This window comes from Vibrio sp. 03-59-1 (assembly GCF_013114135.1).
GTDB lineage: Bacteria > Pseudomonadota > Gammaproteobacteria > Enterobacterales > Vibrionaceae > Vibrio > Vibrio cortegadensis.
Map to the genome: position 1 here is coordinate 81,350 of NZ_VTYA01000001.1, position 24,714 is coordinate 106,063.

The window sequence follows — 24,714 nt, forward strand, 5'->3', positions numbered from 1 at the left end:
CAAGTTACTCTCATGCAATATTTATACGATTTCCCAAGAGTGGGTCATCTTAACGCCCTCACCTAACATCAGGCAGACAGAGCAGTACTTCTCAAGCGAGTTTGCAGCGACTTTAGCGACAATATCACCGTCAAGATCTTCACCTGACACTTCAAAGTGAATGTTAACCGCTGTAAAAATACGTGGGGCAGTATCACGACGTTCTGTAGTCAGTTTTGCATTACAAGCCGACACTTTTTGCTTTGCTTCTTTTAAGCCATCGACTACATCAACCGAGCTACAGCCACCAGCCGCCATCAGTACCATTTCCATTGGACTTGGTGCTGTTTCTCCACCATTACCATCCATTGCCACGGCATGGCCAGATTGCGATTGACCAAGGAATTTAAAGTCTTCAACCCACTTAACTTCAGCTTGCATTTTACTACCTATGATTTAATCAATTTCGATGCTCACAAGGTACTACTGTGGCTATTTTTGCGCAATAAAAATTGATCGAAGAGACCTCTGTAACACACGTATTATAGCTTTCAATACCTTCAGCTCCCCGCCCCGAAGTCACTTTCCTTAAGGTGCTTCGGAAATTATTATCTCTATTTTTGAAATTTTTTTTGGGGCAATCCTGTCTTTATATCAACATTAAACAACATATCCACACGACAACACGTTCATTAACTATGTTGATCCCACATAAAGAGGTGTTTATGAAAAAGTTATCTAAGATATTGGTTTCTATAGCGGTTGCACTGCCGCTGTTTTCACTATTTATTAGCCAATCCGGTTCTGCTGATACCATGGACAAAATCGCAAAAAATGGCCAATTTGAAGTCATCACTTTAGCGGGTGGTTGTTTCTGGTGTACTGAGTCAGATTTAGAAAAACTTGATGGCGTGGTTGATGTTGTTTCTGGTTACTCTGGAGGCTCTCTAGAAAACCCAACGTATAAGCAAGTATCGTCAGGAAAGTCAGGTCACATTGAAGTCATCGAAGTGACATATGACCCTAAATCAGTCGGTTATGAGCAAGTATTGGATTATTTTTTCCGCCATATTGACCCAACGGATGCTAAGGGATCATTCGTAGATCGTGGGGCACATTATCGTCCAGCTATTTTCTATACTAACCAACAGCAGTTCAATACCGCCAAAAGATTTATTGCCGAAATCGATGAAGCTAAGATATACGACAAACCACTCGCCACTGAGCTGATTAAATTCGAAAAATTTTGGCCTGCAGAAGAGTACCACCAAGATTACTATAAGAAGAGTAAAGTTCGTTATAACTACTACCGTTACGCATCTGGCCGAGATCAATATCTAGATGGTGTATTCGGTGATGATAGAAAAGAGAACCCAAAAACGCTCAGACAGCTGATTGATAGTAAAAATATCGCCTCAAGCGTAAAGGCATATACAAAGCCATCAGATGCAGAGATCAAAGAAAAACTTACGAACCTTCAATACGATGTGACACAGAATGATGCAACTGAACGCTCATTCAGCAATGAGTATTGGAACAACAAAGCTCAAGGTATTTATGTAGATATTGTCACAGGCGAACCTCTATTCTCATCAACAGACAAATACAAATCAGGTACAGGATGGCCGAGTTTTACTAAACCGATTAACGAAGCTTACATTGTCACTAAACCTGACCATAAACTGTTTTCTACCCGAACAGAAGTGCGCAGCCGTTTTGCTGACTCTCATTTAGGGCATGTGTTTAAAGATGGCCCAGCGCCAACGGGCTTACGTTACTGTATGAACTCTGCAGCAATGCGATTTATCCCAAAAGAGCAGCTAGTTGAAGAAGGGTATGCCGAATATGTCAGTTTGTTTGACAGCTAATAGATAGCACTAATTAATAGCAAGGCAGTCTACAGGATCCATCCATTCTGCTAGCAAGTACAAGCCACCTCCTCTTATTGGTCGTGGCTTTTTTCTTTCAACTTTTGTCCTGAATATGATGACATTAATGCTGAAATAGGCACTCCGATAAGGTGTACCTCTCATTTAGCCCACTAACCTACTGCATGATGGATGTTCATTTACGACATAAGCACCTATAATTCAGCTAATTAAAATTAACTATATTGACCTAAGTCGTCGTAATGAATGAACTTTTAGCACAGATACAGACTCAGCTCTCCGCTTATCATCAAGATTGGAGTAACAGTGTTTTACTCATCACTGCCGCCAGTTTTTTCCTCTGGATCACTTGGCGTATTTTGTACAGTCGGTTAGCAACCCTTGTAGAGAAAACCGCCTTTCATTGGGACGACCTTTTACTGCATGCTCTCAAGACACCCATCAGCACTTTGATTTGGTGCTGGCCAGCCACCGTTTCTACAGGGTTAATTCTTGCACAGCAGTTCGGTAATAAGATCAATTGGTTAAGCAATCTTAAGCTTATTTTGCTCATTGTTGTTTTTGTATGGGTCACGCTGCGTCTTATCAGTAATGTAGAAGAGTATATTTTGTCACAAAAGAAGCGTGACGAAACGACGGTTCAAGCCATTGCTAAAGTAGCGCGTCTATTCTTTATTACCATTGGTCTACTGACGGTAATGCAAACCTTTGGCTTAAGTTTATCTGGCCTGCTTACTTTTGGTGGCGTCGGTGGCTTGATTGTCGGTTTGGCTGCCAAAGATTTACTGTCTAACTTCTTCGGCGGAATGATGATTTATTTCGATCGCCCGTTTAAAGTTGGCGATTGGATCCGCTCCCCCGATCGTACGATTGAAGGCACCGTAGAGAGAATTGGTTGGAGAATGACCATTATCCGCACCTTCGATAAAAGGCCGCTTTATGTACCAAACTCTGTCTTCAGTAATATTGTTGTGGAAAACCCTTCTCGGATGCTCAATCGACGCATTAAAGAGACTATCGGCATTCGATATGATGATGCCAGTAAACTTGAAGTTATTATTACTGATATTCAGACCATGCTAGAGAGCCATCCTGATATTGATACCAAGCAGACATTGTTTGTCAATTTCAATGCCTTTGGCCCATCATCATTAGACTTTATTATCTATACATTTACTAAAACAGTGAACTGGGTACGTTACCAACAAGTCAAACAAGATGTGTTACTGAAAGTTCTGAATATAATCCACCAGCATGGCGGTGATGTCGCGTTCCCAACACAAACGCTTAAGATGGAAGGTACCTGTCAAGATAGCCGCCTACCGAGAGTAGAAGCCGACTTATAAAAAAAATGCCCAGTTAATCCTGGGCATTTTTCTAGCCGCCTATAACAGAAAGTCTTCCTATTTTACGCTTGACGCCTTGCAGTCACAGCATCCGCTAATTGGCGCAGAACGGTTTCGGTGTCTTCCCAACCGATACAAGCATCAGTGATAGATTGACCGTATGTCGCAACATTGCCATCAACAAGATCTTGGCGACCTTCGACTAAATGAGATTCAATCATTACACCAAAAATAGATTGTTCACCCGCTGCAAGTTGAGCACTGATATCATCTGAAACAACCATTTGGCGTTTAAATTGCTTAGAACTATTCGCATGACTGAAATCAATCATGATTTTTTTCGATAAGCCTGATGCTTCTAGCTCTTCTTTAATCGCACCAACATGTTCAGCGCTGTAGTTTGGCTCTTTACCACCACGCAAAATTATATGACAGTCAGGGTTACCACTTGTTTCAATAATCGCAGAATGTCCATACTTAGTTACAGACAAGAAATGGTGCGGCGCGCTTGCTGAGCGAATCGCATCCGTTGCAATTTTGATATTGCCATCGGTGCCATTTTTGAAACCAACTGGGCATGAAAGACCTGAAGATAACTCACGGTGAACTTGAGATTCAGTTGTACGCGCTCCAATTGCGCCCCAACTAATTAAATCAGCAACATACTGAGGCGTGATCATATCTAAAAATTCACTCGCCGTTGGCATTCCCATATCGGTAAGATCAAGAAGTAACTTACGACCGATACGCAAACCGTCATTCAACTTGTAAGTATCGTTCAGGTACGGGTCATTAATAAGACCTTTCCAACCAACCGTAGTACGTGGTTTTTCAAAGTAAACTCGCATGACAATTTCTAGACGATCACCAAGCTCATCACGCAGAACTTTTAAACGTTTGCCGTATTCAACGGCTGCTTCTGGATCATGAATTGAACATGGCCCAACAATAACAAGTAGGCGATCATCCTTATCTTCCAAAATATTGTGGATCGCTTTACGACTTTGAAATGTGGTAGAAGAAGCAATTTCAGTCGCTGGAAACTTCTCTAAAACCGCAACTGGCGGTAATAATTCTTTTACTTTATTAATTCTTACATCATCAGTTTGATACATTGCTTACATCTTCCTTATTCTTATCCCTGTGCTGTGCTTATCCGTTGCTGATTACTATTTATACAGCACACTAATTTCTGCTTCCTTGTAACTTATCGACTAAAAAGTAGAACTTCAATCACTATTTAAGATAAAAGGCAATTAATTTGCACATTTACACTTTACAGCTGGTGTAATAAAAAATTTACAACAATGCTGTCCTATACTTTCTAGACGTGAATAAACTCTCAAAACTCACTTTATGTTTCTCAATTGTAAGACTATTCTTTAATCAGTTGTAAAAAATCTGTCTGGGACCAATTTCATCAATGATAATTACTTAAGGAAAGATACACATGGCAAGTAACATGAGTCTCAGCAGTGGTGCTTGAACTCATAGAATGGAGTTAATGCTATCAGCCCATCATTAGCTTCATGACCTACTAAAGATATTAAATAAAAAGGAATGACTATGAAAAAGCTCGCTTTACTTGTTTCGGCCGCACTACTATCTGGTGGCATGGCTTCGAACGCAATCGCTCAGCAAACCTACGTTGGCTCTAAAGTTGGTACCACTTGGATCGATGATGGCTGTGACCAAAGCTCTCCTTGTGATGACGATACTTACGGTGTTGGTTTGTACCTCGGATACGATTTCTCTGATTATGTTGCTCTAGAGCTTGGTTATGACTATTTAGGTGAATTCAAAACCAACATCAACAAAGGAGGAGCTAATTACTTCTCCGAACAAAAACTTACGGCACTTTCACTTGCTCCTAAGTTCTCATTACCACTCAATGAAAAGTTTGATCTGTTCGCCAAAATCGGTGGCGCTTACATGGATTTTGGTGACGATAATGACACCGTTTTAACCGGAGGTGTGGGAGCTGAATATAGCTACACGGATAACTTTGCTGTTCGCATTGAATATCAACGCTTCCAAAATATGACCGACTATTATGTGAAAGATCTGGATGCAAATTTCTTAAGTCTCGGTCTTACCTATCGATTTGGTCAATCTGCTCCAGCAGTATATCAAGAACCAGTAGTTGCAGAGCCTAAAGCTGTTGAACCTGAGCCAGTGAAAGAGATGGAACCCGCACCGCAGCCCGTTACGACCACTCAGATGATCAGCGAGAGCTTTAACGCTGAATTATTTTCTAACAATAGCTCGACGCTCACTCCAGCAGCCGCAGATTCATTTAAACCTCTTCTGAATTTGCTTCTCACCTACCCGCAAGCGAAAGCGGAGATCGTAGGATATACTGACTCTTCAGGTGCAGCCTCTTACAACCAGAAACTGTCAGAAAAACGTGCTGAATCTGTTGCTGACTACTTAATTTCTGAAGGTGTTGACCCTCAACAAGTAACCGCGAGCGGTAAAGGCGAAAATAATCCTATTGCTTCAAATGCAACGGCTGAAGGACGTAGTGAAAACCGTCGTGTTGAAGTGACAATCCCAAGCTTTGAGCATACGGAAACTAAGTAATATTTCGACTTAAAGGCCGTCGAATAATCGCCTATATCGAGGTTCATTAAGAGTAAATCAGAAATATAAGAAAGAGCATGCTAACTGGCATGCTCTTTGTATTGGCAGTAAATAAATTCGGCGAAGTTATAGAGCCGTCGCTGTTTAGAAAGTCATCGCTTTATAAGAACCATTGTTTTATAAGAACCATAAATCCAGAAAACTATAAGTTTAGAGCATCATCGTTTTGGAAAATCATCGCTTTGGATAATCAAAGCTTCGGGGTATAACTACCAAGGATTGAGTCAACCTCCCCACGGTTCTGCATATCCATAAGTACACGATCAAACTCTGCAACAAAATCATCTTTAAATGGATACGATTCAAGTTGCTGATTCGTATATCCGATATACCCACGCTCAGAGCTCACCTCTACCGCCAGAGTAAAAGCGTCTTTTGATATTTTTACTCCCTCCTCTCTGAGTTTTGCGAATTCCCACTGAATAGACAATCTGTCATTAATGTAACAATCTATTCTTTTCGCACGTAACTTAAGTATATTTTCGCGATTATTGCTCGCGGTTTCAACTCGCAGTTTGCCTCTCTCTTTTGCTTGCCAAAATGCCGCACCACCAATCGAAAAGGCTTCATTTATACCAATAGTTAAACCATAAAAATCATCAGGCCAATTTGGACGTGAGCGATCTTTTATGACATCAGAATGGCAGTACACCACCACATCTTCGTCCAAAATAGGCATAGAGTAAGGAGAAATATAAGGTCGGCGATTGGCATAATAATATGGAGGGAATATAGCAAAACCACGTCCAGCTTCAATCAGACGCAAACCACGCTTAAACGGGACTGGTTTAATGGTCACGTGATAATGTTCCATTCGTTTAAATACAATATTTAGAACATCAACATACACCCCCCTTGCCATTCCTTCTTCAACATAGCTATATGGAGGGTAAGCATTATCAGCGTATATTGTCACTTCAATTAAGTGAGCATAGCTACGCTGTGAAAAAGTTAAAAGGAAAACAACAGACAAAACAGCCAGAAATCTACGCATTTATGTACTCTTATTGTTAGTACCCTTTTAACTATAGCTCCCTATTTCAAACACTCAGGCTCAAACACCAGTTTATTCCTATCCAAGATGTTCCATGTCGCAAATCGACATCATTACGACAAATAGTGGTCTAGAAGCAAGGCGACAAACAACAGCATCAAGTGGTAAATAGAAAATTTGAATGTGTCGATGGCAGACTTATCATTCGCTCTAAATTTCAACTGCCATGCATGGTAGATAAATGCGCCACTCAAGAGAGACGAACTCGCAAAGTAAATCAAGCCACTCATCCCAACAAGCACAGGAAGAACACATACTAGCGCCAGCAAAATGGTATACAACAATATTGATGTTTTGGTGTATTCAACCCCATGAGTCACAGGAAGCATAGGTATATCAGCTTTGGCGTAATCCTCTTTTCTGTGAATCGCCAACGCCCAAAAGTGCGGAGGTGTCCAAATGAATATAATCATGACCAACAACCAAGCGTGAGAGTGCAGTTCATTCGTAACCGCAGTCCAACCTAGCAAGGGAGGCATTGCTCCGGCGATCCCCGCAATAACAATATTTTGTGGTGTGGCTCGCTTTAGATACATGGTGTACACCACTGCATATCCAAGCAAACTTGCAAAGGTGAGCCAAGCCGTCAGTACATTCACGCCAGCAAATAGGATCGCAAAGCCAAGGCAGCCAATTCCCAATGCAAAAAAGAACACCTTCCCGACTCCGAGCTCCCCTGATGGTAATGGGCGCTTATGTGTCCGCGCCATAATGGCATCAATACGGCGATCAATCAGGTGATTAAAAGCCGCCGCAGAGCCCGCCATTAGCCCGATCCCTAACAACCCTAGAATCGTCTCTTTAAGCGGCAAACTCCCCGGAACAGCAAGGCACATCCCCACCAGTGCAGTTAACAACATAAGAGCGACGACTTTCGGTTTGGTTAGGGTCAAGTAGAGCTTCCAATTCGATTTTTCGGCCATATTACCTGTGGCTAACATCACTGATTTATTCATTTGAAATACTCCCTGACAAATCCACCACCGAATGCGGCTTCCAAAGCAAATAGTTGATACTTACGACACCGACTAATAACAATGCAGCCACGATGTTATGTGCGACAGCAATGGGTAAAGGTAAATGAAGCACGACATTACTTATCCCTAATGCGAGTTGTAATGCCAAAACCAAACCGAGCCGGCGGCCTGCTAAGTTCAAAACAGAATCAGACTGACTGGCCAGTTTAAAAGCCAAAGTAAACACAACGAGTGCAGTGATCATCGCGCCGATACGGTGAGTAACATGAATCGTCATCCTTGCTGAATAGTCGAGAACACCATATTCGTAGCTTTCAAAACCAGGTTGATAGAGCTGGAATGCGCGCTCAAAATTCAATAATTCTGGCCAATTTCCTTCACAAATAGGCAGAGAGGTACACATAAGAGCGGCGTAATTAGATGAGGTCCAGCCTCCAAGCATGATTTGAAGAATAACCACAATAAGCGCGACGATTGCGATTGGGCGCAGTGCTGGATTCACATTATAGTGATCGATCAAGCGCTCTCTTTTTCGCAGTCGACAATAAAGAAGAGTAAGAAGACTGAAAAGAGCGAAGCCCCCTAACAGATGCCCCATCACCACAATTGGCATGAGTTTCATCGTCACCGTCCACATTCCCAGCAGCGCCTGAAATATGACAACACCACACAGCATCATTGGCAAACTAGGTGGAATCTCTTTGCTACGAATAGATAGAAATGCGATGGCAAAAATAACCAGCCCTAATGTGCCAGCGAAATAGCGATGGATCATTTCAAGCCAAGCTTTGTGAGAGTCGACAACTTCATTAGGGTACAAATTTTTAGCATCAAGCAGCTGAGATTCACTTGATGGTGCACCTATTTGTCCATAACAACCGGGCCAATCAGGGCAACCTAATCCGGCATCCGATAACCGCGTATATGCCCCCAACATGATCACAACCGCAGTCAGTATCAGGCTAAATTTCACTAACACAATCAACTTCATGTTCTTACTCCTTGAACACTCACCATTGAATCTTGCTACGTCTCAACTTTAGGTTGTCACTACCCAACTCGAGAAAGCTTCAATAGTTTCCTTAAATCCGCAAGCAGTCCTTTACTTTGAGAAGCAAGCGCCTCTTCAGACTCCGCTTTCGGGTATCGCATCACCAACTGACCAAGTGGATCAACAATCATATAATCAAAGGCTTTCGCTGTAGCGTCTAGTGCTTGTCCCACTTTAACCACTTGGAAATCCGATAGTGCAGAAACTCGATCGAAGTCCTCATCAGAGCGCACATAAAACACAGGAACTACTCGCTCTTTATACTTTCCAAGAGCGGTATGGCTTTGAGTCAGAAGATGGATTTGACGTTGGCAAAATAGATCACAACGTGCAGGCACGACATATCCCAAATGCCAAGCTTGGGACTCAAACGGATTATCGATTCCCAGAGAAACCAAAGAGGTAGCAGGCTCAATCAACACCCCTTGATTTGTCACTCCTGACTGATACCAATGATTATCCAGCACCGTTTTTGCCATTATGGCGGGTAAGGTAAATACAAACACTAACCCAATCAGCATTAATCGACCTCTTAGCTTCGTACTCATTTACCCCTCCTTGGATTAAGCATTTTTATCCATAACCAAATACATAAACTTAAAAACACAGCCGCCATAACAAACCACTGAACCGCATAACCAAAATGTTTCTGCGATGTCATGGGGAGCGGTTTCCATGGTTGAGGATAAGCCCACGATTTCGCATCTAACGGTTGAATTGGTTGGATAATCAATTTAATTAGGTCTAATTCAGTATATGCACTCAATTGTGAAAAACTCCAATTTTGAATGCGATAAGGAAATGTATCTTCAAGATAAAGCTGATCACTTAATGGATTGATTGATGGGGAATACAGCCTCCCCTCAAGCGTTTTTATCGTATCTGGCAACACCCGAACCGAAGGAAGTTTATCTCGCGATGATGTGCCGGCGATAAAACCTAATTCAATAGCAATCCACTTTCCATTTAACGAGGCATCCTTTGATTGGATCTGAGCAAGTTGATACCCCAAGTACCCCACTCTGTTTTGATACGTTTGATTATCAAGTAGGAAAACTTGATCACTATTGGGGATCACCGTTACCACCACTTTTGTACCAACTATATTTTTCGCATCTGAACGCTTATGTATGTCTAAATCGTTTCTTGCAGCTAATTCATTTGCTGTACTTAACTCATTTCTTGTACCTAAATCTCGTCTTGTAGCTAAAAAAGTGGTGCCATCATCCGAAACGAGAATAGATTCCAAAGGCACGTAATCTCGGTTAGCGCGATCAGCAATTGCTCTTTCAAGCTGTTGTTTTTCTTCCCCACGAGATTGCTGCCATAAACCCAATTTGACCAATACAGTAAATACGACCACAGTTATTAGCAGTGCCAACCAAAAATAATAAGATTCAGCTAGACGTTTATTAGGAGAAGCTATGTTGCTCCCACTGCTGTTTAAAATTGCTTTAGTGCTACTGTTATTCTTCATCATATTTAATCTTATGCGTGCCCTACTTCATATTTCAAAAACACCACTTGAATCGAGCTCTCAAAAGAAACCAGTTAGCCATTTTTTAGGCCGTCGAGTTTTCTTTTCCGCCTTGGTGGTCGTGCTCCTTTTAATTGCATTGCTGTCCGGGTGGATCGAGCCCAACCCCCGCCCTTATTAGGTTACAAGACATAAACAAAAACAAACAAACCTAACCAAACCACATCAACAAAGTGCCAGTACCAACTTCCGGCTTGAAAGGCGAAATGATCGTGAGGGGTAAAGTGATCAAAGGCGACCCTCGCCAGCAATACGATCAAGAAAGTCGTTCCCAGAAAAACATGGAGACCATGAAAACCCGTGAGCATAAAAAAGGTATTACCATAAATTCCAGACTGAAGCGTTAAGCCCATCTCTTGGTAAGCATGTACGTATTCAACCACTTGAAAATAGAGGAAAAAAGCAGCTAGCACGATCGTCAGCTCTAACCATACAATCAGAGCCATACGCTTATTCTTCTCTAAACTGATATGCGCCAAGTGCAAGGTAACCGAAGAGAGTAATAGCAATATGGTGTTTTTAAGTGGAATCCCTTGCCAAGACATCGCCTCCGTTTGTTCACCACTTGGCGTTTGAGTCAAAGGCCAAATAGCTTCAAATGAAGGCCACAATACTTCATGAGTCATCGCGTTATTATCAGCGCCACCGAGCCAAGGTATGGATAGCATCCGAGCGTAAAAAAGAGCGCCAAAGAATGCACCAAAGAACATGACTTCAGAAAAAATAAACCAACTCATCCCCTGCCGAAATGAGCGAGATATTTGCTCAGAATAGAGACCTGATAATGATTCGGAAATGACATTACTGAACCACCCAGCGAGCATATAGAGCAACACCCCAAAGCCAATGAACAGCACTATTTTTCCGCCAATACCACTTGAATCAGTATCAAGGCTTTGCACCGTTAGACCAGCCCCGACAGCGACCAAGAACAGAGCAATCGCACCAACAATCGGCCAGTGACTCTGGGCAGGAACGTAATAAGTTTGATGTTTTGAACTCATGGTGAGACTCCTTGAGCAGCGAGGCTGCCGATATTACTCAGCTCTATTTGGGCTGGTAATGAAAGCTTTGCCAACTCGCTGGCGTTACGCGTATCTGTGCGCTCTTTAATTGCATCGACATTTACATCGTCATTGCTACTTTCTAAATCTGAACTTTCTTTCGTGGTGATGTTGAAAAGGGTGTATGACAAGGTCAATGTGTGGATTGAATCGGGAATATCCGGTTCAATGTAAAATATCAATGGCATCTCAGCTTGCGCATTCGCTTCTAACGGTTGTTGATTAAAGCAAAAACACTCTATTTTATTAAAATAACTGGCCCCAAGGCCCGGAGATACCGACGGTACAGCCTGTCCAACTAAAGGAGAATGTGATTGATTTGATGCCAAATATGCAGTTTGAATGACTTGCCCCGGGTGAACATCAATCACTCGACTTTGCGGAACAAACGTCCATGGCATGTCTGGTGAGATATGCGCCATCAGTTCGACTCGTATGGTTCGAGAAACGTCAGGTTGCATCCCTTGAGGTTGAATAGCTGAAACGGTATTGGTCTTTCCGTTGATACCTAAAACGTCACACATCACGTCGTACAAAGGGACAAGTGCGAAACCAAAGCCAAACATTCCAATCACGCTTGCACACAGAATCACAACCAACTTTCGGTTAGACTGCTTAAGGTTTGAAATGTCACTCTTCTTCTCCATCACATCACCTTAATCATCAATTTTCGGAGGTGTGGTAAAGGTATGATGAGGCGCGGGACTTGGCACCGTCCACTCTAACCCTTCAGCCCTATCCCAAGGTTTTGCGCTCGCTTTTTCACCGCCCCGAGTGCATTTGATCACCAACCACAAGAAAATCAATTGTGATAAACCAAATACAAAACCACCGATTGAGACGACCTGATTAATATCGGCAAATTGAATCGCATAGTCAGGGATCCGTCTTGGCATGCCAGCTAAACCAAGGAAATGCATTGGGAAAAATAGAACGTTAACCGAAATGACCGAACACCAGAAATGCCACAAACTTAATCTTTGGTCATACATATTTCCTGTCCACTTCGGTAGCCAATAATAAGCTGCCGCCATAATGGAGAATACCGCCCCCGTCACCAGCACATAATGGAAATGAGCCACCACAAAATAGGTGTCATGATATTGGAAATCCGCAGGCACAATGGCCAGCATCAGTCCTGAAAATCCACCAATGGTAAAGAGCACAATAAACGCAATAGCAAACAACATCGGAGTTTCAAACGTCAGAGCACCTCGCCACATTGTCGCCACCCAATTGAACACTTTCACTCCGGTGGGCACCGCAATTAACATGGTGCAATACATAAAAAAGAGTTCGGCAAAAACGGGCATTCCAGTGGTAAACATGTGGTGTGCCCAAACTAAGAAAGAGAGCAGTGCAATACTGCAAGTGGCATACACCATCGAGTGATACCCAAACAAACGCTTACCGCTAAAGGCTGGTACTATCGCTGAAATAATCCCAAAAGATGGCAAAATCATGATGTAAACTTCGGGGTGACCAAAGAACCAGAATATATGCTGAAACATCACCGGATCCCCACCACCAGCAGCATCAAAGAAGCTGGTTCCAAAATATTTATCGGTGAGAACCATGGTGACCGCCCCGGCTAAAACAGGCATCACCGCAATCAAAAGAAACGCAGTAATCAGCCAAGTCCAAACGAACATTGGCATTTTCATCAGTGTCATCCCCGGCGCTCGCATATTGAATATGGTGACGATGACATTAATTGCCCCCATGATTGAGCTTATTCCCATGATATGAACGGAAAATACAAATAAAGCGGTACTGTCAGGGCCGTAAGTTGTCGATAGTGGCGCATAAAATGTCCAACCGAAATTAGGTCCACCACCTTCTGTAAATAGGGAAGCAATCAAGATCAAAAAGGCAAAAGGTAAGATCCAAAAACTCAAATTATTCATCCTTGGTAGCGCCATATCAGGCGCACCAATCATCATCGGAATCATCCAGTTCGCTAACCCAGTAAAGGCTGGCATTACGGCACCGAACACCATGATAAGCCCGTGAACTGTAGTCATTTGATTGAAAAAATCCGGCTCAATCAGCTGCAAACCCGGTTGGAATAGCTCCGCTCGGATCACCATCGCCATGGCTCCACCTGTCAAAAACATAATGAAGCTGAACCATAAATAGAGAGTGCCGATGTCTTTATGATTAGTAGAGAAAACCCATCGCGCTATACCACTTGGAGCGTGATGCTCGGAATGATCATCACTTATGTTTCCACTCGCAGAATGGTTCAACTCATCATCAACAGCGGCAGATTGTTTCTGTTTCGACTCTATTGACGTTTTCATAAATCACCCTTCGCTGTCTGCTGTTTAAACGAATTCACATCCGAAGCTTGAACCAAATCACCGGTATCATTTCCCCATGCATTACGTTGGTAAGTCACGACGGCTGCGATCTCTTCTTCCGTTAACTGATTTACAAACGCCTGCATAGCGGTACCACTTCGACCGTTCACAATCACATCGATATGGGCAGATCGATCTCCCGTTGCAACAGCGCTGCCTTTAATCGCTGGAAAAGCGCCAGGAATACCCGCGCCCGAAACTTGGTGGCAGACAGAACATCGGGCCAAGTAGACCGCTTCGCCTGTCGCCATTAACTGCTCCATTGAAAGGGATTGGTCTAAAGCACTTAAGGCCGCCTGTTTTGCCTTAACTAATGCCTCTTTTTTCTCTGCCAACCATGCTTCATAGTTATCCTCTTCCATTGCATGCACCACAATCGGCATAAACCCATGAGCTCGTCCACACAGTTCGGCACACTGGCCTCGGTACACGCCTGGCTTATCTATTTTTGTCCATGCTTCGTTGATAAAGCCCGGGATCGTATCCTTTTTGACTGCAAAGTCAGGGACCCACCATGAGTGAATAACATCATCAGAAGTCAGTAAAAATCGGATTTTACGGTTAATAGGCACAACAAGTGGGTTATCGACTTCGAGTAAGTAGTGCGCTCCTTTCTCCTCTACGCCTTCAATCTGCTTTGAACTGGTCGCCAACAAACTAAAAAATTCGACATCTTGTCCAAAATAGCTGTAATGCCACTTCCACTGTGATCCCGTGATCTTAATCGTCAAATCTGACTGCGACGTATCTTCCATCGCGATCAATGTTTTGGTTGCAGGGATCGCCATTGCGATAAGAATGATGATGGGAATAACGGTCCAGAGAATTTCGACCTTAGTGCTTTCATGAAAATGCGCAGCAACCGCACCTTTTGACTTTCGGTGATGAAATATTGAATAGAACATCACACCAAAAACAATCAAAGCGATCGCACAACAGATATAAAAAATCAGCATATGTAAGTCATAGACTTTGCCACTAATGTCAGTGACCCCTTTCGTCATATTCAATGAAGAATCACCTGAAAATGCGAGCGCGGAGTGAGACCCAATAAAGATAAGGACTAGTCGCTTTGCTATCATCAATAGTTCTTTCAAAGGCCCCTCCTGGGTCATCTCTCGCCATAGTTGGTCGATGCCGATCATCCGTGCAATCTGTTTCCTAGTAACATGACTAAAAATCAATTTGTTATATTTATGTTAATAAAGGCTAGTTAGAGATCTATAATTGTTCAAGGGACAGAATATAAAACTCATCCAGTAAATGAGAATCGATAACAAATCTAGGTTTAGCGATTGCGCTCAACTAATTGATAATGAATATCGTTTACATTAAGCTTATTAATGATGATTAAGAACAAGTACAGGGTTCAGACTATGATGCAAGCAATCACTCACTGGTTAGAAAGAGATCCAGATCCTAAAACTCGCGAAGAACTTCAATACCTCATCGATACGCACGAACACGACAAACTAGAGAATCGCTTCCATTCTAGACTTCAGTTTGGAACCGCTGGATTAAGGGGAATGGTCGGGGCAGGCCCCAACAGGATGAATCGCTTAGTGATCCAAGAAACGGCGACAGGTCTTGGCCATTATCTTATTGATCACACCAATGACACTTGCAAGCGCGGGGTTGTCATTGGCTATGATGGGCGAACCGATTCCAAGCAGTTTGCTCACGATACCGCCAGCGTATTAACCTCTCTCGGAATTAAGGTCTACCTAACCAGTAAAGTGGCCGCAACACCGATTGTCGCTTATGGCATTGAACACTTTAATGCCGCCGCGGCTGTGGTCGTTACAGCAAGCCACAATCCTCCTGAATACAACGGGTTTAAAGTTTACTGGGAAAACGGGGCTCAAATCATTCCTCCTCATGATTCAGGGATCGCCGCAGAGATCGACATTGCTGCGACAAAACCTATTCCGCAAATGTCACTAAGTGACGCCCATGCAAAAGGCTTACTCGTTTGGCTAGAGGATGATTACTACCAAAGCTATCGCGAAACCATGAATTCTAACGAGCTGCTCTCTAATCATACTGACCCGCTCTCGATTTCTGTTGCGTATACGGCAATGCATGGCGTAGGCGCTGAAATGGCGGAAACTCTGCTGCATGATGCCGGGTTTAAAAAGGTCCTCAGCGTGTCAGAACAACGGGAACCCGATGGCACATTCCCAACCGTGAACTTCCCTAACCCTGAAGAAGCAGGAGCCATGGACATGGTAATTGCCCTAGCGGATTCAGTGGGTGCTGAACTCGCCTGTGCGAATGATCCTGACGCCGATCGTTTTGCCCTCGCGGTTCGAACGCCTGAGGGAGATTATAAAATGTTAACAGGCGATCAGGTTGGGATTCTATTTGGTGAGTATCTGCTCCGCCATACTGACGCCACCAAGCAACTGGTAGGGAATACCATTGTATCGTCAAGACTGCTGCAAAAAATAGCTCAGGACAAAGGCGCTGAATATTTCCAAACTCTAACGGGTTTCAAATGGCTCACGAATGTCGCCATGCAAAGACAGAGTGAAGAGAAACAGTTCCTTTTTGCTTATGAGGAGGCGCTAGGCTACACAGTTGGCAGCAAGGTATGGGACAAAGATGGTCTTTCTGCCTTGGTCGCTTTCGCGCAACTTGCAGCTGAGCTATACAGCCAAGGGAAAACGATATGGGATCAACTTGAAAGTATCTATCGTCAACATGGTGTCTATGTGAATGCTCAGCGCAGCATTGCTCTTGCGCCAAACTCTCCATCAATGGGAGATAAATTACGCGAGACTCCACCAAAAGAGATCGCGGGCTTTAAAGTACTGATCACTGAAGATCTTAAAGCATCATTGAGATTTACAGCAGATGGAAAGACAGAAGAGATCAACCTACCCGCGAGTGATGTACTCATTTACCACTTAGACAATGACGCGCGGATCATTGTGCGCCCATCAGGAACAGAGCCAAAATTGAAGTGCTATTACGAAGTCATCGAGCAGTTTAAAGAAGGCGATGACTATCAGTTTGTACAAGAGAAAGCCAATAATGCAATGGCGCAGTTGATCGCCCTACACCAATCAAGCCTTAGCATTTAAATAGGTACAAAAAAGCCAGCAATCCAATGCTGGCTTTCACATTTCTTTTCCAATGATCACTCAAAGCTTGAAAATAATGTCGAATCTAACGACTTACAGCGATGTCACGAATGAGCTCAATAACCAGATGCCGAGGAAGACAAAAATCGCGCCCATGAATTTGTTCTGATAAGTGCGAAATTGAACATTATTCACCAACGTCTTACCCAGAGTCCCCACTAACGCGACAATAATAAAGTTGAACAACAACCCCAGAACGTTTAGCAGTAAACCTAATGCCAGCATTTGCTCACCAGAAGAAGCGGCAATGTTCGTTGATACAAACTGAGGCAAGAACATAACAAAGAACAGTAATGCTTTTGGGTTTAGCAAGTTACTGACAAGAGCACGCTGATAGTAAGTCGTCGCCATTTTTGATGTTTGATCCAGTTCAGGAGCAACATCAGCTTGAGCACGAACATTATCCCACCCCATTTTCAGCAAGTACGCACCGCCAAGAAGGGTTAAACCTTTCAATGCGATTGGGCTCATTGCGATAAGAGCTGAAACCCCTAACGATGCGAGTAAGGTTAAAATAATCCCCGATGTCGCATTTCCCAAACTTGCAAAAACGCCCACTTTACGGCCGTAACTGATACTTGAGCTTGCAATCAAAAGCATGTCTGGCCCAGGCAGCAGTAGCAACGCAACGACAGCGGTTAAATAAACCGGAAGAATTGAAATATCTATCATTATTATATTTTGCCTTATAAATTCAGCGGCGAATTTTATACCAACATAAGGACCATTACCATGACTGATAGACTGCAAATTAAGCAAACGGCGATAGATTAAAATACAAGCACATCAGGCAGCGATATTTTTAACAGTTCAAGAACATAGCATGCGCAATTTTGTACAAAATTCTTCCTGTTAATTGCGTTACACTGATAAAACTCATTCAAGTCTCAAATGGAACTCATGTGGCTCAGGCGAAAACCAAAAAAGAGATTGCTCACTACCAAGTAGCGGAAGAGCTCGGTGGGCTGGAAATTTTGGATGCTCAATACGAGAAACAAAACTTCTCTCGTCACAGCCATGAGGGTTACACGGTAGGTGTCATTGAGAGAGGAGCTCAGAGTTTTTATCGAACTGGAGGCAATCATATTGCACCACAAGATAGCATTATCTTAATTAATGCAGATGAGGTGCATAGTGGCCACTCAGCAACAGAAGGTGGATGGGCATATAAAGCCATGTATCCTCTTCCTCAACAGTTAGAAGAGATTAGCCGAGAGCTGAATCAAGCCCATGCTGGTGCTCCATATTTTCCCGAACCTGTCGTCTATGATCCAGAACTAGCCAACCAATTTAGACTCGTATTCAACACTCTCGAACACTCAGATAATCGCTTATTAAGAGAAACCTTGATTTATGCCTCTCTCGTCAAATTGATGGGAAAGCATGGCACGTCTAGGCACTCAATAAACCATGAAGGTAAAGCGCAAAAGCCACTTTTGCTGATCAAAGAGTTTCTCGATGATTTTCCACAAGCGGATGTATCTCTTAGTGATCTCTCACAATTAAGTGGCCTTAGCCCATACCACTTAGTCCGATCATTCCAAAAAACGTTTGGTTTGCCTCCCCATGCATATCAAATTCAGTCTCGATTACGCATGGCTAGAAAGCTAATGAGGCAAGGGCACTCGTTATCTGATACGGCGCAAGAGACAGGGTTTCACGATCAAAGCCATTTGCATCGACACTTTAAAAAAGCCATGGGAATAACCCCGGGGCAATATCTAAAGCTCTATTGAGCAATTTTATACAATCACCATCATTTCAACAGTGGCTAAATAAATAGACCGAATACTCATTGAAGAAAAATGATGCATACAAAGACAATGACCGACACCATGACAGATTCTAACACTCGACTTTTTTTACAGGGCATGGTTGCCATGATCCCATTAAGCATTGCCGTCTTACCGTGGGGGTTACTAGCAGGATCATTTGCGATTGATATTGGATTACACCCTTTAGAAGGGCAAGCGCTGTCAGCCATTCTATTTGCTGGTTCGGCACAATTGGTCGCAATGGGAATGATTAAGGCGGGAGCAGGGTTAACGACGATGCTGTTGACCACCTTCTTCATTACTTCACGCCACTTTCTTTATAGCGTGTCGATGCGAAGTAAAATCAGTCCTCTTCCCTTACGGTGGCGGTTATCACTAGGTTTTCTATTAACCGACGAGCTATTTGCTGTATGCGGGCACCAGACAGATAAACAGTTTAACCGTTGGTATGCCCTTGGCGCAGGGTTGAGTTTCTATCTGTTTTGGAACCTTGCCACCTTTGCTGGTATTGTCGCAGGAAGCTACATTCCTGCACTGAATGAACTCGGGTTAGAGTTTGCGGTTGCCGCAACGTTCATCGCAATCGTGATCCCGACCATCAAGAACATCCCCATATTAGTCTCTGTACTAGGTGCACTCGTGCTATCCGTTGGCCTCACTTATTGGGAAATTGAAGGCAGTCTCATGTTCGCAAGTGTGGGTGGCATGCTGCTCGGTTATCTAACGGAAAAATATTGGGGGGAACAGTCATGGTAATCCTCTCTATTTTCGCAATGACCGCTTTAGTCTTTCTTAGCCGGTATCTATTTTTAGAGCCCAAATTACCATTAAGACTCAACGCGCAAGCGCAAAAGTTGCTCAGTTATTCAAGCCCTGCGGTTCTGACTGCGATTTGGGGGCCAATTGTATTTATGCCCGACAGCACCTTGTCCCTTTCCGTTCAGAACCCTTATTTATGGGGCGCTGTGATTGCGGTTTTTATTGCATGGAAGACGAAAAATGTTCTCCTCACAACAATAGTGAGCATGCTGCTGTTCTTAGTGCTTAACGTATTCGTACTAAACTAGTCTTCGTTTAGCACTGGTTCCGTTATCTATTACAAGTAGACTTAAATGAAATGGCAACTAAGCAACTAAAAGCTTTACTTTGCTTGCCATTCAATTTCTATCAGCGTTTTGTCTCCACTCTTTAAACGCCCAAGAAAAACGTCTCCAGCATGAACTTCTCCAACGCCTTTGGGGGTACCGCTCATGATGATGTCGCCATCGTAAAGTGTCGTGTAGGTTTCAAGCTCAGCTAAAATAGCGAGTGGTGGATAGAGCATCTGTTCGACTTGCCCGCACTGTACGCGAACACAATTAATATAGAGTTCGATCTGCAATGTTTTCACATCAATGTAATCAAGGCTAATAAAACGACTCATCACCGCCGAGCCATCAAATGCTTTGGCCCTTTCCCAAGGTAAACCTTTGTTTTTGAGATAAGACTGCAAATTACGCTTGGTCAGATCAAGACCAATTCCTACCGCTGATAATCGTCCCTGTTCAACAAGAAAGCAGATTTCAGCCTCGTAATGTAATGGCTCTTGATGGAACGAAGAGAGCGTCGACGTTACGCAGTTATTAGGCTTATTGAACACGACCATCTGTTCTGGTATCGGATTATTTAACTCTTTTATGTGATCGACATAGTTTCGCCCAATGCACACTATTTTAGTGGGTATAATTTCCCTTTCTCCGACTCGAACCGCGTTCATGTCCCTTTCCTTGGTTTAAATATGAGCGCAGAGTCTAACCTATCATTCCAGGTGGAGATAAGAATCACGCTGACTTTTCTATCAAAAATCAGATCTCTAGCTCAACTATTCTGAACTAAACCGCCCTTAAATTCCTAACTTTGAATGTGCAGAGCCCTGCTCGAATGAGAGCACACTACGCAAATATGCCGAGGCAATAACATCGATATGAAAGAAAAACGCTAGAATACAGGTCAATATAGATGGAAGTGAATTTAATGGCGTTGAAAAAATGAAAATAGATAAAAGCAAACACGATTCAGAACCAGATAAGAAACCCAAGAAAATCAAAAAATGGGCAAAAGAGCTGATCTCTATTCTGTTGATTGTCAGCCTATTTTCGTTCGCATTAGATTACTACTACAGTGCCAACATGCCATCAGGATCGGCTCCGCACATTGTTGGAACAGGGCTAAATGGTGAAATCTTAGATGTTAACGAACTCAGTAAAAATCAACCCGTTGTGGTTTATTTTTGGGCGACTTGGTGTGGCGCATGCAGCCTTGTGAGCCCAACGATCGAACGTTTTTCGCAAGATAACCCTGTCGTCAGCGTTGCTCTCTCGTCTGGAGATGACGCTCAGATCCGCCAATACATGCAAGAAAATGAGTATCAATTCTCTGTTTTAAATGATGTCACTGGCACACAGAGTCAGAATTGGGGAGTACGAGTCACTCCCACAGTTGTGATTATTCGAGATGGCGAAATTAAAAATATTACCACCGGTGTTTTGTCACCGATGGGACTGTGGTTTCGAGTTTTTATGAGCTAAAGCCAATCCCGGCTCAAGTTCACGAGAAGCATATTTACCAGAAGCATGTTCACCAAAAAACAAATACACCAAAAGCAAGCTATCCAGAATATAGATAGTTAGTTACGATAACAACCGCACCACTAGCCCACCCGGTTCGCGCATCGCATCAGTATTATGACTCAACACGACACCGTGTGATGGTGAAAGGTATCGCATCGATTCTTGCCCAAACGCATCATACTGAATAGCCAATAGTTGATCTGGTTTTACCTCATCCAGAAGAGCAACCTGCGGAATAATAAACCCTCCGCTTTCCGCTCTGACTGTCACAATTTTACTCCCTTCCACGCATTCTCTGCTTGGTGGTTTCACCGTGCCGGTAATCATTTGATAGTGACTCAAAACATTGATTACGCCATCGACCGCACGCTGAATCATATCAAGTTGGGTCACTTTCCCCATCCCCACTTCAACCGTGATACTTGGGATCCCATTACGGTTCCACACGGTTTCCAAGATGCCCGGGTCTCCAGGATCATCTAATATGCAGTCAGGATCCATCAATCTCGCCATTTCCACCGCCGTAGGCAATCGAAAATCAGCGAACGCATACAATGGGTAAATTGCTCCACTGGTTTGAGTATGGAGATCAATCGCGAACGTAGCATTGGGTTTCAATAGCTTTTCCCATAAATTAGCCAAGAAACGTTCTGCTGTTGAACCGTCGTGGTTACCCGGAAAAAAACGATTCAAGTTAACGGAAGAAGCATCTGGTGCCGAAGTAATAAAATCTCGACTATGATTCAGCATTCCCGTTAAATTGACCGTAGGGACAATCGTCACACACCCAAAAACAGATTTTCCAACCAATTTTCGTGCCACTTGCTGAGCGGCCAAAACGCCATTGAGTTCATCGCCATGGATACCAGCAGTGATCATTAATAGAGGTCCAGACTGCGTCCCTTTAAACACTCTCACAGGAAGCAACTGTTGCTGAGCAATGCCACAAGTTGAAGCCTGAAACCAAAGTTGGTGTTCACCACAAGGTAAATCACCAACATCTAATGATTGGACGACTCGATGACCTTGTATCACGTCATCAAGAAATTGAGTTGTCATTTATTCATTTCTCCCACAGATTGCTGGTTTCTATACTTACTGAGATCATGTTGTCCAAAGTTTGTCACCATATATTTAACACCAGAGTAATCACAGCAATCATCAATCGCTACATATTTTTCACTTTCCTCGTGTTTATTGGGGGATATCTCTTTCCTTCAGATTTTTTTAACAACATCATCAAAAGGATATGATTGGCTTAGCCCGCGATAAAACGTATGATTTACTAACATCTTTTAACAAATTCACTTTTAAATGACCCAATCAAATCATCACCCAATCCAAGGGGCAAGTTGGATGCTCACAGCAGGCTTAGCTTTCGCCATTGTGAACAGCCTTGCACAAGTCGCCAGTATTAAGTTTGGTCTCCCTTCCACAACTGTCGCACTTGTACAATATGCGATAGCTTTAATCGTGATCTTGCCTTACTTAAGAACATTAGGAATTCGTCAATCTCTCAGAACCAACCGCCTTGGTATGCACCTTTTACGTGTTTTCCTTTCCGTTATTGGGATTCAACTGTGGTTGTGGGCGCTCGCGTACCCTGTACCCATTTGGCAAGGTATCGCATTGCTAATGACATCCCCTTTGTTTGCAACGATCGGCTCTGGTCTATTTCTAAAAGAGAAAGTAGGAACGGCACGCTGGGGAGCCACGCTGACTGGCTTTATCGGTGCTATGATTATTTTGGAACCATGGGGGGATACCTTTAACTGGGCGACATTACTCCCTGTTGGCGCGGCTTTTTTCTGGGCATGCTATTCATTAATGGTGAAGCGATTATCTTCCGATGACTCACCGTCAACCATGGTGGTCTATCTTCTTGTTTTAATCACACCATTCAATATTCTGCTCGCTCTTCCTGATTTTAATATGCCAACAGGTGGGACAATCTGGCTTGTATTACTTGCTGCTGGTACGATGACAGCTTTGGCTCAATGGGCAATTGTTAAGGCTTATGCAGTTGCTGATGCTTCGTTTGTACAACCTTTTGACCATGCAAAGCTTCCTCTTAATGTATTAGCTGGCTGGATGGTATTTGGCTGGGTTCCACCTGGAAGACTGTGGCTTGGAGCGTTCATCATTATCGCGTCTGTTGCTTTTATCACTCATTGGGAAACAAAAAAGCCATCTAAACAAAAAATAAAAATTTAATTTGAAATAAAAAGCTCGTTCATTAGTTCTTATTATTAAACGGAATCATGAAAGGAAGTGCCGATGTCAAACCCAATAAAAATCACGCTATACCGCTGGGGTGGAAGCTGGGGGCCATTTAAAGTCAATATCCCTTGTGGCGAATGCACTTTGACCAAAGATATTTTGAAAGATACCTTTGAGAATGAATTAGCGGATGTTCCAGTAGAGTTGGAAGTGAAAGATTGGCTTTCTTACTGGTGGGAGCCCTTAAAACTGGGCGCTTGGCATGCTCCAATTCTTGTCGTTGAAGGTAAAGTTGTCAGTCAAGGGGAAGCTCTGAATCGAGGTGTTTTGGTTCAGTCGGTAATCAAAGAATGGACCACACGAGACTCGCTTAAAGGGAACATTGTCTATGGCAAAGCGACATGTCCATACTGTGTTAAAGCGAAACAGATGTTGGACGATGCAGGCATCCAGTATCAATACCATGATGTTGTCAAAGAGAGCGCCGCACTTTACCGCATGATTCCAGAAGTAAAAGCCATCATTGGCGAAAAAACACCGGTAACGGTTCCACAAATCTGGATGAATGGTAAATATATCGGTGGCGCAGACAACCTTGAAGCTTGGATTGGTGAGAATGGTCTCGATTCCATACCAGATAACGTCGTCGATTTGGCAAAGCAATCGGCAAGCTAATCATCGGAAAATTAGTCTCGACAGACATCAATTACAAACTGTTAATTTTCTTTCATTACTTAAAATGAAAAAACCCCAGACATGACTGCCTGGGGCTTCAAATATATGCTAAAGCTTAATTACTTAGACATCTTCTTCATCATTTTTTTGATGAAAGATGTTTTCTTTGCTTTAGTCTTGCCATAAAGCGCTTGGTGCATCATGTCTTGAGCGATCATTTGACCAAGATAAGCACCGCCTAATTCGTTACCCATGTTATCTCTCCACATCAATATAGTTTTGTAATTAACTTTCTTTATGTGGCAATTTTACATTAAACAGAACCAAAAACAAGACTTGCATCACATTTTATTGTAATTAACTTTCATGATGAGTGTTTAATAAAA

The 24,714-nt window shown here is 43.0% G+C and carries 26 protein-coding genes; 11 read left to right on the forward strand and 15 right to left on the reverse strand.

Features of this window, described 5'->3' with window-relative positions:
• Positions 1-21: 21 nt before the first annotated feature.
• The gene (locus F0249_RS00335; protein ID WP_113798355.1) at positions 22-420 is read right to left on the reverse strand and encodes an OsmC family protein; all 399 of its coding nucleotides are present in this window, start codon (positions 418-420) and stop codon (positions 22-24) included.
• A 284-nt stretch (positions 421-704) separates the two neighbouring features.
• On the opposite strand from F0249_RS00335, the gene msrB reads away from it, so the two are divergent.
• Together msrB and F0249_RS00345 are read left to right on the forward strand one after the other, a co-directional pair.
• Positions 705-1,847, forward strand: a complete 1,143-nt coding sequence (msrB, locus tag F0249_RS00340; protein WP_171755487.1) for a peptide-methionine (R)-S-oxide reductase MsrB — start codon at positions 705-707, stop codon at positions 1,845-1,847.
• A 263-nt stretch (positions 1,848-2,110) separates the two neighbouring features.
• Complete coding sequence (locus F0249_RS00345; protein ID WP_171755488.1) at positions 2,111-3,214, forward strand: mechanosensitive ion channel family protein; 1,104 nt, start codon at positions 2,111-2,113, stop codon at positions 3,212-3,214.
• Between the two features lie 62 nt (positions 3,215-3,276).
• Here F0249_RS00345 and aroG read toward each other — a convergent pair whose 3' ends face one another.
• Positions 3,277-4,329 (reverse strand): 3-deoxy-7-phosphoheptulonate synthase AroG, encoded by a 1,053-nt coding sequence (aroG, locus tag F0249_RS00350; RefSeq protein ID WP_171755489.1) that lies wholly within the window; start codon positions 4,327-4,329, stop codon positions 3,277-3,279.
• A gap of 451 nt (positions 4,330-4,780) precedes the next feature.
• Here aroG and F0249_RS00355 point away from each other — a divergent pair, with 451 nt between their 5' ends.
• Positions 4,781-5,797 carry an OmpA family protein gene (locus tag F0249_RS00355; protein ID WP_171755490.1) on the forward strand — a complete coding sequence of 339 codons (1,017 nt, stop codon included), beginning with the start codon at positions 4,781-4,783 and terminating at the stop codon, positions 5,795-5,797.
• A gap of 250 nt (positions 5,798-6,047) precedes the next feature.
• Here the strand turns inward: F0249_RS00355 and F0249_RS00360 are convergent, their stop codons facing one another.
• From F0249_RS00360 to F0249_RS00380, 5 genes are all read right to left on the reverse strand, one after another.
• On the reverse strand, positions 6,048-6,851 hold the full coding sequence (locus F0249_RS00360; RefSeq protein WP_253825256.1) for an ABC transporter substrate-binding protein: 804 nt from the start codon (positions 6,849-6,851) through the stop codon (positions 6,048-6,050).
• A gap of 113 nt (positions 6,852-6,964) precedes the next feature.
• On the reverse strand, positions 6,965-7,867 hold the full coding sequence (cyoE, locus tag F0249_RS00365) for a heme o synthase (RefSeq protein ID WP_017052949.1): 903 nt from the start codon (positions 7,865-7,867) through the stop codon (positions 6,965-6,967).
• Entirely contained in the window at positions 7,860-8,879 is a 1,020-nt protein-coding gene (locus F0249_RS00370; RefSeq protein WP_171755491.1) for a heme A synthase, read from the reverse strand. The genes cyoE and F0249_RS00370 overlap by 8 nt, the downstream gene beginning before the upstream one ends.
• A 59-nt stretch (positions 8,880-8,938) precedes the next feature.
• Positions 8,939-9,487, reverse strand: coding sequence for a hypothetical protein (locus tag F0249_RS00375; RefSeq protein ID WP_171755492.1), 549 nt, complete (start codon positions 9,485-9,487; stop codon positions 8,939-8,941).
• Complete coding sequence (locus tag F0249_RS00380; protein ID WP_113798371.1) at positions 9,484-10,419, reverse strand: SURF1 family protein; 936 nt, start codon at positions 10,417-10,419, stop codon at positions 9,484-9,486. The genes F0249_RS00375 and F0249_RS00380 overlap by 4 nt, the downstream gene beginning before the upstream one ends.
• Between F0249_RS00380 and F0249_RS00385 the strand changes: the two genes are divergently transcribed.
• The gene (locus tag F0249_RS00385; RefSeq protein ID WP_113798374.1) at positions 10,364-10,597 is read left to right on the forward strand and encodes a DUF2909 domain-containing protein; all 234 of its coding nucleotides are present in this window, start codon (positions 10,364-10,366) and stop codon (positions 10,595-10,597) included. The two genes, F0249_RS00380 and F0249_RS00385, sit on opposite strands and share 56 nt — an antisense overlap.
• Position 10,598: 1 nt before the next feature.
• Here F0249_RS00385 and F0249_RS00390 read toward each other — a convergent pair whose 3' ends face one another.
• The 4 genes from F0249_RS00390 to coxB are packed head-to-tail and all read right to left on the reverse strand — an operon-like array spanning position 10,599 to position 14,985.
• Entirely contained in the window at positions 10,599-11,480 is an 882-nt protein-coding gene (locus F0249_RS00390) for a cytochrome c oxidase subunit 3 (RefSeq protein ID WP_017052953.1), read from the reverse strand.
• Complete coding sequence (locus F0249_RS00395; protein ID WP_171755494.1) at positions 11,477-12,187, reverse strand: cytochrome c oxidase assembly protein; 711 nt, start codon at positions 12,185-12,187, stop codon at positions 11,477-11,479. The genes F0249_RS00390 and F0249_RS00395 overlap by 4 nt, the downstream gene beginning before the upstream one ends.
• Positions 12,188-12,196: 9 nt before the next feature.
• Complete coding sequence (gene ctaD, locus F0249_RS00400) at positions 12,197-13,843, reverse strand: cytochrome c oxidase subunit I (protein WP_171755495.1); 1,647 nt, start codon at positions 13,841-13,843, stop codon at positions 12,197-12,199.
• Positions 13,840-14,985, reverse strand: a complete 1,146-nt coding sequence (coxB, locus tag F0249_RS00405; RefSeq protein WP_113798754.1) for a cytochrome c oxidase subunit II — start codon at positions 14,983-14,985, stop codon at positions 13,840-13,842. The genes ctaD and coxB overlap by 4 nt, the downstream gene beginning before the upstream one ends.
• 294 nt (positions 14,986-15,279) lie before the next feature.
• Here coxB and F0249_RS00410 point away from each other — a divergent pair, with 294 nt between their 5' ends.
• Positions 15,280-16,989 (forward strand): phospho-sugar mutase, encoded by a 1,710-nt coding sequence (locus F0249_RS00410; RefSeq protein ID WP_171755496.1) that lies wholly within the window; start codon positions 15,280-15,282, stop codon positions 16,987-16,989.
• 93 nt (positions 16,990-17,082) lie between these two features.
• On the opposite strand, the gene F0249_RS00415 is transcribed toward F0249_RS00410, so the two are convergent.
• Positions 17,083-17,721 (reverse strand): LysE family translocator, encoded by a 639-nt coding sequence (locus F0249_RS00415; RefSeq protein ID WP_017052958.1) that lies wholly within the window; start codon positions 17,719-17,721, stop codon positions 17,083-17,085.
• 230 nt (positions 17,722-17,951) lie between these two features.
• Between F0249_RS00415 and F0249_RS00420 the strand changes: the two genes are divergently transcribed.
• From F0249_RS00420 to F0249_RS00430, 3 genes are all read left to right on the forward strand, one after another.
• Positions 17,952-18,785, forward strand: a complete 834-nt coding sequence (locus tag F0249_RS00420; RefSeq protein WP_171755497.1) for an AraC family ligand binding domain-containing protein — start codon at positions 17,952-17,954, stop codon at positions 18,783-18,785.
• An 87-nt stretch (positions 18,786-18,872) separates the two neighbouring features.
• On the forward strand, positions 18,873-19,580 hold the full coding sequence (locus F0249_RS00425; RefSeq protein ID WP_113798756.1) for an AzlC family ABC transporter permease: 708 nt from the start codon (positions 18,873-18,875) through the stop codon (positions 19,578-19,580).
• The gene (locus F0249_RS00430; RefSeq protein WP_171755498.1) at positions 19,574-19,891 is read left to right on the forward strand and encodes an AzlD domain-containing protein; all 318 of its coding nucleotides are present in this window, start codon (positions 19,574-19,576) and stop codon (positions 19,889-19,891) included. Before F0249_RS00425 ends, F0249_RS00430 begins: the two co-directional genes overlap by 7 nt.
• 74 nt (positions 19,892-19,965) lie before the next feature.
• Here the strand turns inward: F0249_RS00430 and F0249_RS00435 are convergent, their stop codons facing one another.
• A complete protein-coding gene (locus F0249_RS00435; protein WP_171755499.1) occupies positions 19,966-20,580 on the reverse strand; it encodes a fumarylacetoacetate hydrolase family protein in 615 nt (204 codons plus the stop codon).
• Between the two features lie 271 nt (positions 20,581-20,851).
• Here F0249_RS00435 and F0249_RS00440 point away from each other — a divergent pair, with 271 nt between their 5' ends.
• Positions 20,852-21,391, forward strand: a complete 540-nt coding sequence (locus F0249_RS00440) for a protein disulfide oxidoreductase (protein WP_171755500.1) — start codon at positions 20,852-20,854, stop codon at positions 21,389-21,391.
• Between the two features lie 102 nt (positions 21,392-21,493).
• Here the strand turns inward: F0249_RS00440 and F0249_RS00445 are convergent, their stop codons facing one another.
• Positions 21,494-22,492 carry a succinylglutamate desuccinylase/aspartoacylase family protein gene (locus F0249_RS00445; RefSeq protein ID WP_113798394.1) on the reverse strand — a complete coding sequence of 333 codons (999 nt, stop codon included), beginning with the start codon at positions 22,490-22,492 and terminating at the stop codon, positions 21,494-21,496.
• Positions 22,493-22,747: 255 nt separating this feature from the next.
• On the opposite strand from F0249_RS00445, the gene F0249_RS00450 reads away from it, so the two are divergent.
• Entirely contained in the window at positions 22,748-23,647 is a 900-nt protein-coding gene (locus F0249_RS00450) for a DMT family transporter (protein ID WP_171755501.1), read from the forward strand.
• Positions 23,648-23,710: 63 nt separating this feature from the next.
• Complete coding sequence (locus F0249_RS00455) at positions 23,711-24,328, forward strand: glutaredoxin (protein WP_171755502.1); 618 nt, start codon at positions 23,711-23,713, stop codon at positions 24,326-24,328.
• Between the two features lie 119 nt (positions 24,329-24,447).
• On the opposite strand, the gene F0249_RS20310 is transcribed toward F0249_RS00455, so the two are convergent.
• Positions 24,448-24,582 (reverse strand): hypothetical protein, encoded by a 135-nt coding sequence (locus tag F0249_RS20310; protein ID WP_017052967.1) that lies wholly within the window; start codon positions 24,580-24,582, stop codon positions 24,448-24,450.
• Positions 24,583-24,714 lie beyond the last annotated feature (132 nt).